General features: G+C 66.6%; 8 protein-coding genes. 6 read left to right on the forward strand and 2 right to left on the reverse strand.

Annotation, left to right across the window (positions count from 1 at the left end; genetic code table 11):
- Nucleotides 1-855: 855 nt before the first annotated feature.
- Together KF886_24210 and KF886_24215 are read left to right on the forward strand one after the other, a co-directional pair.
- Entirely contained in the window at nucleotides 856-1,806 is a 951-nt protein-coding gene (locus tag KF886_24210) for a hypothetical protein (GenBank protein ID MBX3180466.1), read from the forward strand.
- Between the two features lie 383 nt (nucleotides 1,807-2,189).
- Nucleotides 2,190-5,090 (forward strand): carboxypeptidase regulatory-like domain-containing protein, encoded by a 2,901-nt coding sequence (locus tag KF886_24215; protein ID MBX3180467.1) that lies wholly within the window; start codon nucleotides 2,190-2,192, stop codon nucleotides 5,088-5,090.
- A gap of 898 nt (nucleotides 5,091-5,988) precedes the next feature.
- On the opposite strand, the gene KF886_24220 is transcribed toward KF886_24215, so the two are convergent.
- Together KF886_24220 and dapB are read right to left on the reverse strand one after the other, a co-directional pair.
- Nucleotides 5,989-6,888, reverse strand: a complete 900-nt coding sequence (locus tag KF886_24220) for an alpha/beta hydrolase (protein MBX3180468.1) — start codon at nucleotides 6,886-6,888, stop codon at nucleotides 5,989-5,991.
- Between the two features lie 504 nt (nucleotides 6,889-7,392).
- Nucleotides 7,393-8,190: a 4-hydroxy-tetrahydrodipicolinate reductase gene (dapB, locus tag KF886_24225; protein ID MBX3180469.1), complete on the reverse strand. Its 798-nt coding sequence runs from the start codon at nucleotides 8,188-8,190 to the stop codon at nucleotides 7,393-7,395.
- Nucleotides 8,191-8,440: 250 nt separating this feature from the next.
- Between dapB and KF886_24230 the strand changes: the two genes are divergently transcribed.
- From KF886_24230 to KF886_24245, 4 genes are all read left to right on the forward strand, one after another.
- Nucleotides 8,441-9,148 (forward strand): hypothetical protein, encoded by a 708-nt coding sequence (locus KF886_24230; protein ID MBX3180470.1) that lies wholly within the window; start codon nucleotides 8,441-8,443, stop codon nucleotides 9,146-9,148.
- A gap of 345 nt (nucleotides 9,149-9,493) precedes the next feature.
- On the forward strand, nucleotides 9,494-10,432 hold the full coding sequence (locus KF886_24235) for a radical SAM protein (protein ID MBX3180471.1): 939 nt from the start codon (nucleotides 9,494-9,496) through the stop codon (nucleotides 10,430-10,432).
- 20 nt (nucleotides 10,433-10,452) lie between these two features.
- Entirely contained in the window at nucleotides 10,453-11,607 is a 1,155-nt protein-coding gene (locus KF886_24240) for an iron-containing alcohol dehydrogenase (GenBank protein MBX3180472.1), read from the forward strand.
- A 136-nt stretch (nucleotides 11,608-11,743) separates the two neighbouring features.
- Complete coding sequence (locus KF886_24245) at nucleotides 11,744-12,070, forward strand: flagellar biosynthesis anti-sigma factor FlgM (GenBank protein MBX3180473.1); 327 nt, start codon at nucleotides 11,744-11,746, stop codon at nucleotides 12,068-12,070.
- Nucleotides 12,071-12,107 lie beyond the last annotated feature (37 nt).

Raw genomic sequence — 12,107 nt, forward strand, 5'->3', positions numbered from 1 at the left:
GCGAACGCGGGGATCCAGCGACGCGATCGCGCAAACCTCCGAATCCCACTGGATTCCCGCTTTCGCGGGAATGACGCCATAGGGCGTTAGCACAAACTTGTAGGTTTTGACGCGTCCGCACCAGTTAAATCGACAGTCCCGAAAGTGGGGATCCAGAGACCGTGCAACGCTAACCTCCGAATCCCACTGGATTCCCGCTTTCGCGGGAATGACGCCATAGGGCGTTAACACAAACTTGTAGGTTTTGACGCGTCCGCACCAGTTAAATCGACAGTCCCGAAAGTGGGGATCCAGAGACCGTGCAACGCTAACCTCGGAAACCCTCTGGATTGCCGCCTTCGCGGGAATGACGAATACTTCCAGTGTGACTAAAGCGTCTCGTATCGGCGAACGCCTTACTTCAGACGTCTAAAGTATTACGCGCCTTCGTGTGCCTGGAGCAGTAGTTACCCAACGTCACCAGCGCCACCCCACCCGAGCGGCTCCCAGGGACTCACGCATTCCTGCCTCAGAAACCCAACGCCTCCCCCCGATCCTCTCTAAACCCACCAGGCCATCTCACTCACACAGACACAATCTCTCACCCAAAGCCCGCAGCCCCCCACCCATTCCCCACCACAAATTAGTCCTTGACAAATCCAGCCGTCTGTGCCATAACAGCACCAAGGCGGTAGTTCTACGCGGCACACGAAAACTCCCCCAGGCGCTTGAAACGTTGGAAAGGGCAACCAATGATCACGCAATCCCCCAGCCCGCCTGTGCTACGCTCCCGCCTCCGCGCGCACCCGGCGCCGCGCCCCGTACCGTCGGCCACCCCCCAAACACCATCCCACATCCCCCGAAGGGAGCCGTAACATGCTGTCAGCACTGCTCGTAGCCGCCGCCGCACTCACCGCCGCCGGCGACTCGCCCGATTGGGCCTTCGCAAACACCCTCCTCGCCGAGCACGAGCGCAACGCCGCCTTGTCGGCCGACTGCGCCTTTACGTTCAAGGAGTTCCGGTCGCAGATCTTCTTTAAAGGAAAAGTCAAAACGGAAGCGGACATTGAGGCGGTGGTCGAAGTGGCGCGTCGTGGAGAAGACTTGCTGGTGAAGCGCAATGAAACCACCAATGTGAAACGCGAAGACGGGTCGTTAGACACGCTGCGGCTGGATCTCGTCAAGAACGGGGACTACATTGCGCATTCCACCTCTCCGGGAACGCATATCGAGTTGTTCTACCATGATCGCCCCGGCCCCGCCTTTGACCCGAATCGCGGTGCAAACGCCATCCCGCGGGCGCTTGGCGTGGGCCCCCACAAGTGCGGTTTTGGCGATGGCCATTCGCCCCTGGCCGGCATCCTGTGGGCCGCCCGCGAAGCCGCCTCGGAACTCACCTGCAAGCCGGTCCGGGAAGGAGAGCCTCTCTACGCCCTCGAAATCACCCGGCCCAGCGGGGTGTTCAGCCGGATTATCGTGGACGCATCGAAGGGAGCCCTGATCGTTTCGGCCGTTAAACTGCAAGACGATCGGAAGCTATCCGAGCTGGAAGTGGTTCCAGGCAGATTTCAGGATCTCTGGTTTCCGAAATCCTGGAAACGGACCAAGTACGACAAGGCCGGGAATGTATTGGTGTATTCTTCGTCGGAATTGACGGATTTTTCGAATAGCGCGAGCAGTATAGACTTTACGTATGCAAGTATACTACCCTCGGAGGAAACGCCGGTCATCGTTTTTGATAACGCGGGCGAAATGGTCCATATGTACAGCGTGGACGGCGTATTGGTTGACCGGGCGTTGGCGGGCGTCGCGCGCCAGAGCAGATAATCCGATACTATAACGCTTTAGCGGTCTGTAGTGCGGAACAGTATGTGTTTTTGCCAATGGAGCCGGAGTGCATGGAGGGCCGGCGGCGCAATCTGCCGGCGGGCCGCCGGCGCTCCATAGCTGAATTGCGCCGGGGGCGCAATCTGCCGGCGGGCCGCCGGCGCTCCATAGCTGAATTCGCCGGGGGCGCAATCTGCCGGCGGGCCGCCGGCGCTCCATAGCTGTATTGCGCCGGGGGCGCAATCTGCCGGCGGGCCGCCGGCGCTCCATAGTTGCACGTAGCCTTTATTCGGCAAGTCGCTCTCGATTGGCCACGGTGCTTCGCTCGGCTAAAGTGTTACCGGATATTAAGTTCGGTCGTTGATGAACATCGAGGATGGACCATGTCGTTGCGTAGCTCCCGTTTCACCCTGTTGGTGCTCTCGATACCCATCGTGGTCGCCGCGCTTGTCGGGTTTTGGATGTGCCTCAGGGATACAGCGCCGCCGCAGACCGCCGACACGGAGAGCGAACCGGGCGCACTGGGCGAACCGGCCCCGGAGCCGCAGCCCGCGCAGGCGCCGTTGCCCACCGTCCCGATGCCCGGTCCCGTGGCGACGCCCGGGCAGTTTGCGGGACAGCTCTACGCCGACACCGGAAAGCCGCTGGCCGGCGCCGAGGTGAACATCCTTCTGCTGTCGCCGGCGGCGGGCGCGCCGCCGAATACGCCGGCCGAGCCGTTCCGCGTGGATCTGGACGAAGGCGGGCGCTTTTCCGCCGCCCTGCCCTTCGGCGCGTTCAGGGCGACCGTCGAGACCGGCGATCGCTTCGCCGAACACCGCTTTGAATTGTCCGCCGCGCGCCCGTCGGAATACTGGACGCAGATCGTGGGGTCCGCGGGCTGGATATCGGGCCGGGTGGTCGGCGCGGACGGCCAGGGCAAAGCCGATGTCCCCCTGGCCGCCATGCGCGACCGGACGGACTATGCCTACGAAAAACTGCGGATCCCCGCGGATGGCGGGGCCGTCAGCGATGAGACCGGCGCCTTTCAGATCCGCGTGCCCGCCTCGGCGCCGCACCTGTGGCAGATCGCGGCGCTCCGGCACGGCGCCGTCGCGGCGCTGTCGCCTTCGGTCACGCCCGGCGCGGACGGCGTCGTGCTGCGCCTGCCGGAGGACGTCACGCTCCGGGGCCGCGTCCTGGCGGCGGGCACGGAGGACCCCGTTGCGGGGTTCACGTTGCTTCTGGAATCGCGCCCCTTCTTTGCGGGCGCGCTGGAAGTGACGACCGGGGACGATGGCGGCTTCACCCTGGAGGCGCTGCCGCAGGGGCGCTACGCCATTGCGCCCGCGGAGGGGTCGGTTTTGCTCACCGGCGACACCGACATCGACACGTGGGGCATGGCCGAGATGGATCTCGCCCTGTTCACGAGTTTGGGCAGTACGGTGGAGGGGCGGGTCCTCAGCGCAGACGGCGAGGCCATGCCGGGCATTGAGGTGCGCGTCATGCGCAAACGGGATACGTGGCGAGGGGAAAGCGGGGACGGCGGCGCCTACCGCGTCACCGGCCTGCCGCCCGGCGAACTCGATATCCGGGCCTGGTCGGAAAGTGGCCTGTTGACGGAGCCCGCCACCATCGTGTTTGGCGAAGCCCCGGAGACCATCCAGAAGGACCTCATCGTCGCCTGTAATCCTGTGCGCGGGCGCGTCCTCCTGCCGGACGGCGCCCCGGTGGAGGGCGCGGTGGTGCAAGCGCGGAGCGAAGGCGCGCTCGTGCGCGCGACGTCGGGCGCGGATGGCGCCTTCGATCTACCCTGCGTGCCGGGCCACGAACTCTACCTGATCGCGAAGGCGGACGGGCGGGAAAGCGCCGAGTACGGCCCGATCCCGCCGGCGGAAGCGGCGGAGGGCGGCGTCGAATTGGTACTCGATTTCGCGTGGGACGGTTTCATCGCCGGGCGGGTGGTGGATGGCGGCGGCCGCCCGCTGCCCTTTGCGAAAGTCGCGCTGAACCCGGTCTCCGGCCAGCGGGTCCAGTTTTCCGCTTCCACAACCACCGACCGCAACGGCCTCTTCGCCCTCGTCGCCGGTACGCCGGAGGAGTATGAGATCAAGGTCAGTCCGCAAGTGTCCGGCTTTGGGGAACTCGTTGTAAAGGGCTGCGCGCTGCCGGTTACGCTGGGTCCCGGCGAGCGGCGCACGGGGCTTGTAGTGGAGTGTTCGTACCCGCGGGGCGCCATCGAGGGCACGGTAACCGATGCGTCGGGCCGGCCCGTCGGCGGGGCCACGGTCAACGCGCTGGGATCGGGCTCGAACGGCGTGGCCACCAGCCGGGGCGACGGCGCCTTCGGCATCGCCGGGCTCGAAGAACTCCCGCACATCGTCGTGGTCCAGCATCCCGATTTCGTCCTCGCGCGGCAGGACGACATCATCCCCGACGCGCGCGGCCTGCAATTCAGGCTGCAGCCCCGGCCCCTGCTGCGCGTGATCGCGGCGGACGCGAAAAGCAACGCGCCCGTGGAGCGGTTCAGCGCCGCCCTGCTGTCAACGGCCCAGCGATACCCGGTCTTCGGCCCCGCCGCGGTGTCCAGCCCCGAGGGCATCCTGGAGGCGCGGGTGGATACCGGGGCCCTGGAATCGAGCGTGACGCTTCAGGTGGTAAGCGAGGGCTATATGACGTACGAGGAGCCGGTGCGCTTGGATTCAAGCGCGCCGGAGCACGAGTTCCGCGTCGCCCTGGCGAAGGCGGAATTCACGCTGCACGGCGTAGTACGCGATCTCGGCGGCGCGCCCCTGCCCGGCGCCGCCATCCACCTCGACGCGCTGCCGCGCAACCTCGCCATGACCGTGGTTGGCGGCCCCCCCGGCTCGCCCGTTGGCGGCGCGGTTCCCGGCGCGATGCCCGGGTCGGAACCCGACGCCGTGGCGGATGCCGAGGGCCGCTTTGAACTCAGCCTCGCGGACGGTGAGCCGCGCACGGTCTTCGCCGCGTTGGACGGCTATGCGCCCGACTCCGCGACCGGCGTCCCCGGCGAGTCGCTGGTGCTTGAACTGCCCGAAGCGGGCGCCGTGGTGGTGTATGTGCTCAAGGGCGGCGAACCGCTCATGGGCGCGCGGCTCTCGCTCGCGCCCGACGGCCTCCGCGGCGGGACCCATCACAACGGCGCCCTGCAATGGACCGCCGTACGGCCCGGCCCCGCCACCCTCGAAGTCACCGAGAGCCGAGAGCCCGACGCCCCCGTTCAAACCGTGGAGATCGACGTGCAGGCGGGCCAGGTAACCGAAGTCACGGTGACGTTTCCGTAGCAAACCAACCAGGGGACGTACCGCCGCACAAACGCCCGAGCTCGCGACGCATACCTTCGCGTAATCCAGATCCCGCCTACCCGAGCGGCAGACGCCCCAACGCGGGGGTATGTCCCGGCCGGGGTAGCAGAAGACCAGCTGCGATTATCCGCCGACCCCATCCGGGATAGCCGCAAACCGCCGTCGACCCCATCCGGGACGGGCACGCGCCCTGGCGCTTTCGCGGAAGACACCCGCGCCCCTTGCTGGACGCCAGCCCACCCTGCGAACTGCCGGTTGCGAGCGCGAGTCCGTCCCTTGCGAGGGACGTACCGCCGCACAATCGCCGAACCCGGCGAGGCGCACCCACGCGTAATCCGGAACCCGCCTACCCGGGCGGCAGACGCCCCAACGCGGGGGTATGTCCCGGCCGGGGTAGCAGAAGACCAGCTGCGATTATCCGCCGACCCCATCCGGGATAGCCGCAAACCGCCGCCGACCCCATCCGGGACGGGCACGCGCCCTGGCGCTTTCGTGGATGACACCCGCGCCCATTGCTGGACGCCAGCCCACCCTGCGAACTTCCGGTTGCGAGCGCGAGTTCGTCCCTTGCGAGGGACGTACCGCCGCACAAACGCCCAAGCTCGCGACGCACCCACGCGTAATCCAAATCCCGCTTACCCGAGCGGCACACGCCCCAACGCGGGGGTATGTCCCGGTCCGGGGTAGCAGTAGACCGCCGTCGACCGCATCCGGGATGGCCGTAAACCGCCGTCGACCCCATCCGGGACGGGCACGCGCCCTGGCGCTTTCGTGGATGACACCCGCGCCCCTTGCTGGACGCCAGCCCACCCTGCGAACATCCGGTCGTGAGCGCGAGTTCGTCCCTTGCGAGGGACGTACCCGCTCCCCGCCAAGCTCACTCCAGCAGCCCGCGGACGCGCAGCCACGCAATCAGATGCCCCGGCCAGGTCGCGAAGGCGGCGTCGCCCCCGCCGAGCCCGAGTCCGTGGCGGCCCTTTTCGTAGATGTGCATCTCGGCGGGCACGCCGGCCTGGTGCAGCGCCAGGTAAAGCTGGACCGCATTCTCCACCGGCACCGCCTGATCCTCCGAGGTGTGCACGAGGAAGGCCGGCGGCGTGTCGGCGGTCACTTGCCGCTCCAGCGAATACCGCTCCACCAGCGCCGGATCGGGGTTCTCGCCCAGCAGGTTCTTCCGCGATCCCCGGTGGGTGAAATCGTCCCGCATCGTGATCACCGGATACACCGGAACCATGAAGTCCGGGCGCGCCGATTCCCGATCCGCCGGATCCGCCGCGCTGGGGTCGCCCGCCGCGTGCAGAATGCCCGTGCTCGCGGTCAGGTGGCCGCCCGCGGAAAACCCGAGGATGCCAATGCGATCCGGTCGCACGCCCCATTCCGCCGCGCGATGCCGCACCGTGCGAACGGCCCGCTGCGCGTCCTGAAGCGGAATCGGATGCCCGTAGTCCGGCGCATGGCGGTACTGCAACACAAACGCGGCAATCCCCTCGCCAATCAGCCACTGCGCCACCTGTTCGCCCTCGTGATCGATCGCCAGGTGGCCGTAGCCCCCGCCGGGGCACACCACAATCCCCGTCCCCGTCGCCTTCCCCGAAGCCGGCAGGTACACCGTGATGGACGGCTCGTGGCCGGCGCCGGTTCCGACCGCGCCCGGCGCGCCCGCTGGCCAGAGCAGCAACTTTTCACCCGTCAGCACCGGCGGATCCGCCGCAAGCACCGGCATCGCCACTGCAATCAGCATGGGAGCAATAATAATTGAAAACAGCCGACGCAACATGGAAAGCCATCCTTTCGTATCCGTTTATTCGTTGTACGTGCACCCCGGTCCATGTTGTGGACCGGCACATCCGAAGTAACCGTGCAGTCGATCATGACGCGATGCGTCACCCATTGAGGATGAAAATGGTCGGCGGCTTCGCCGCCTGGCAGGCGGGGACGCCTGCGCTCCCAGCCTTTGCCGCTTCCTTCTTTGGGATTCTGTAATCTGGTTTGTATGAGGCAGTTGTGGTGATGCTGAGGCGCTTTTGTTCGGAGCAGCCGATCATGACGCGATGCGTCACCTATTGAGGATGAAAATGGACGGCGGCTTCGCCGCCTGGCAGGCGGGGACGCCTGCGCTCCCAGCCTTTGCCGCTTCCTTCTTTGGGATACTGTAATCTGGTTTGTATGAGGCAGTTGTGGTGATGCTGAGGCGCTTTTGTTCGGAGCAGGCGTCCCGCGTGTACTCAGCGCCGGGCGCAACGGGATCGCGTACCTCGAGGCCCGATACACACCAAACCGCCTACCGGAGCCCGAGCACATCCTGCATGTCATACAGCCCCGGCTTCGCCTTCAACGCAAAGCGCGCCGCCGACAGCGCGCCATTCGCGTAGTGGTCCCGCGTGGCCGAGCGGTGCGACAATTCGATCCGCTCGCCCTGGCCAATGAAAAACACCGTGTGATCCCCGATCACGTCGCCGCCGCGCAGCGCGTGCACGCCGATCTCATCCCGGGGCCGCTCGCCGATCAGGCCCTCGCGCCCATGCACCACGTTTTCGTCGTAGCGCAGGCCCAGCGCCTCCGCCGCGTTCTCCGCCAGCCGCACCGCCGTGCCGCTCGGGCTGTCCTTCTTCAGGTTATGGTGGATCTCCATCACCTCGCAGTTATAATCCAGGCCCAGTTTCTCCGCCGCCACCGTCGTCAGGTAGAACAGCAGGTTCACGCCCCGGCTCATGTTCGGCGCATATACGATCGCCCGCTTCTCCGAGAGCCCGCGCAGTTCCTCCACCTGCGCCGCCGAAAGTCCCGTCGTCCCGATGACGGACGGGATCCCCGCCGCCGCCGCCGCGCGCACATGATCCAGGCACACCCCCGCATACGTGAAGTCGATCATGACGTCCGCCTTCGCCACCGCCTCCGCCGCGTCACCGCCCACCACCACGTCCTGGGGCCGCCCCGACTCCGCGCCCACATGCAGAATTGCGCCCGCGTTCCCCGGCGCGTCGAACGCGCTCCCAATCTCCGCGCCGTCCGCCGCCACGGTCATCTCCAGGATGCGGCGGCCCATCCGGCCCATCGCGCCCGCCATGCAAATCTTCATCAAAGCTGTTCTCCGGTGTCGTGGAATCCGCGCCCAGCCCGGCAAGCTATCCAAAGCCACACGCGGCAGGCAAACGCCGATTATACCCGCTGCCGCCCGCCCCGGGAAAACGCCGGCATCCGCAACGCCGAGAAGCAGGCCAGGCGTCCCGCCCTTCGCTTCCCGCCATATACTCGAATAAATGATGTACGATAAAGGTACTCAACCCAGGTTGCCGCCGCGTCGTGGGGACGCCGAGGAGGACGATTTCATGGACCAGGAAAAGGACACGCCGGAACGCATGCCCCGCCTTGGACTGCTGCGCGGGACCTTCTACGCCCTGTTCGGCGTGCTGCGCGCCGCCGCGATACTCGCCGCCATCGCGCTCGCCGGGGCCGGCCTCTTCATCGCCTACGACGTCTACCTCTTCCTCCGGCACATCGTCGAAGAGCCCCAGGGTATCGTGCGCGAGTGGCAGGTCGTCGTACAGGCCGATCGCGCCCCGGCGGCCGCGCCCTTCGAGCCCATTCCCGAGGCCGCCGCGCCTCCGGCGGCAAGCATGCCCGAAGCGCCCGAAGCGCCGGATGCTCCGGCGCCCGCCGAAGTGGGAGAAGCGAGTCCCGACGCGCCCGCCCCGGCGTCGCAGCCGGAGGAGGTCCCGGACGCCGCCGCCACCACGGAACCGCCCTCGGAGCCGGACGCCATCGGCGAGGCCGCGGACGCGGAGGACTGGCGCGAGGAACGCGGTCTCCGGCGCCCCGGATTGCCCGCGCCCCGCGCGCCGGAACCCCAGGTGTCCTGGATCGCCCTCGCGGAACGGGCCCTCGATTCGCTCGAAGCCGGAAACGTCAACTGGCTCCTGGGGCTCGCCCTGCTGGTCGCCTTCTGCTGGATCATTGGCAAGATCCCCGGCATGTTGGTGCTTGCGGGCACGCGGCTGCTGGTGGAACTGTTCAAATCGCTCCGCGACGCGCCATAGCGGACGCCCCCAGTGCAATCGCATTTAAACGCGATCTCGGTATATGGGCGTAAACTTGAGTCGATTTGGAACCTTGATTCAACGATAGTGAGCGTTTTGGAGCGCCGGCATCGGTGCCGGCAAGGTCAAGGATTCGCCGCAGGCGAAATGCCGGCGCTCCAATACGCGCCCTTTCTAACACTGAAGGTGGTTCATGTGGCGCTCGGCTCGAGTTGGAAGTTTAAATGCGATTGCCCTGGGACGCCACCGTCCGGCCCTTTCATGCGCCGCCGTCATGCGTTATACTGCGCGGGCAGCACGGGCCCGGCGCACTGGCCGCGGGCCCCAACCAGGAATACCGGATTCATGCCCGACACCACGGCCTCACCGACGCTCCATCCAAACGATTCCGATTGGCTGTACACGCCGGACGGTACGCCCCGGGGCTACATCCAGCCCGCGCTCCTGCGCGAGCTCTGGTTTCACACGGGAACGGCCTGCAACCTCGCGTGCCCCTTCTGCCTTGAAGGCTCGGCGCCCGGCAACCACCGGCTCCAGCAGGTGACCCTGGCGGAGGTGCGCCCGTTGATTGATGAAGCAACCGAACTGGGCGTCGAGCAGTTCTCCTTCACCGGCGGCGAGCCCTTCATCAACCGGGAAATCTTCGAAATTCTCCACTACGCGCTGGAGCGACGCCCCGGCATGGTACTGACCAATGGCACGCGGCCCGTCCAGAAGCGCTGGGACGATATTCTCGCCCTGCGCGGCGCCCGGCATCCGCTGCGCTTTCGGATCAGCCTCGATTACCCCGATCGCGATCGGCACGACGCCGGGCGCGGCGCGGGAAACTTCGCGCTCGCGCTCGATACCCTCGCGCGCCTGCACCAGGCCGGATTCACCGTCTCCATCGCCCGGCAAATGGACCAGGGCGAGGACACGCCCGCCGTTGAAGCCGCCTTCCGCGCGCATTTCCGCGCCGCCGGCCTCCCGGAGGACATCAATCAGGTCGCCTTCCCGGATTTCTACCTGCCCAGCAGCCACCCGTCCGGCGTGCCCCACATCACCACCGACTGCATGACCCGCTACCACACCGAAGCCTCCCGCGCGAACTTCATGTGTAATTTCAGCAAGATGATCGTGAAAGTGAATGGCAAAATGCGCGTCTACGCCTGCACCCTGGTGGACGACGACCCGGACTACGACCTCGGCGGGACCCTGGAGGAGGCCATGCCGCGCCGGGTCATGCTGCGGCATCACCGCTGCTTCTCCTGTTTCCGCTACGGCGCCAGCTGCAGCGAATCGTGAGCCCGCCGCCGGATAATCCCATGGATTCGTTCTCGTACCACATGCCGGCGGAGGTGGTTTTCGGCGCGGATGCCCTCGACCGTCTCCCGAAACTCCTGGCGCCGTACCAGCGCCCCGCCATCGTGTGCGGCCGCGCGTCCGCCCGCCGGAGCGGCGCCCTCGATGCCGTCCTGGCGCGGGCCCCGGGCGCGATTATCCTGGATGGCGTCGCGGAGAACCCCGAGACGGAAGCCTGCGACGAACTGGCCAGCGCATGCCGCGAGGCTCGGGCGGATGTTCTCGTCGCGCTCGGCGGCGGTAGCGTGCTCGATGCGGCCAAGGCCGTCGCGCTTCTGGCCCCCAACGGCGGGCGTTGCACAGACTACTTCGATCCGCCAGCGGACCCGATCAACCCCCTGCCGCTCATCGCCATACCAACCACCGCCGGCACGGGCAGCGAAGTGACGCCCTACGCCGTGCTGGTCGATTCGCACGCGCGGCGCAAAAAGACACTCAAACACCCCGGCCTCTTCCCCGCGGCGGCCCTGCTCGATCCCGCCCTGACCTTGTCGATGCCGCGCGATGTGACGCTCGCGACCGGCCTCGACGCCCTCAGCCAGGGGATGGAAGGTTTCGTGTCCCGGCGCGCCACGCCCATCACCGATCTCCTCGCGCTCGATGTCTGCCGGCGCGTCGCCGCCGCGCTGCCCTTGGCCTGCGCCGAGCCGGACAACCTCGGCGCACGCGGCGAACTCCTCTACGCCGCCATGCTCTCGGGCGTCGTCATCGCCCAGACCGGCACCACGTTGGTCCACGGCATGGGCTACTACTACACGCTCGAACACGGTATCGCGCACGGGGCCGCCAACGCGCTCCTGCTGCCCCCGGTGTTTCAATGGAACGCCGAGCACCTGCCCGGGAAGGTGGCCGCACTCGCCGAAGCCCTCGGAAACCCCTGCGCATCCAAGCCAGAATCCGCTGCAAAGGCAATCGCGACAGCGCTTTACCGCCTCTACGAAGCCCTCGAATTCGCGCCCGCGGCCCGGGACCACGGCGTATCGCGTGACGCCGCGATCCAGTACGCCGCCGACATCGTCCAGGATCCCTACCGATTCAAGAATCAGGTCGGAAATCCCGATAAAGAATCGGTCCGATGGATATTTCTGGCGTCCTGGGCGGGCGAATCCGCATCATAGTGGAACGGTTGCGGCCCGTGACGCCGATCAGACCAACTTTTTTCGCAATCGCGCTAAAGTCTGGCGTATGATTGCCGATAAGCAGAATGTGATGATCAGGTAAGTGCCCCGGGTGGGCGCCTGAGGAGTAAGTAACATGGTTGGTATACAAGGACTTGGAGGCCCCCCAGAGCCGAAGTCTGGTGGACCGGCCAAAGTACGCGGTGATCGCGACACGGCCACCACGGCCACCCCGACAAGCGGTGGCGCGACGCCGGCTTCCCCTGGCGAGGATAAAATTCGCATCAGTTCCGAGGCGCAGGCCGCAGCGGAAGTTTCCCGGCTCGTCCAGGCGAGCGTTGTGCAATCCGACATCCGCAGCGAGCGGGTGGAAGCGGCCCGGGCCCGGCTGGAGCAGGGCTCCTACAAGGATCCCGCCGTCGTAAGCCAGGTGGCGGACAAGATCCTCAAGTACCTCGGCTGACGGGTACCCAGACAAAACAGCGATTCTCAGGCGTGTC

It is taken from the genome of Candidatus Hydrogenedentota bacterium (assembly GCA_019637335.1).
Classification (GTDB): Bacteria; Hydrogenedentota; Hydrogenedentia; order Hydrogenedentales; family JAEUWI01; genus JAEUWI01.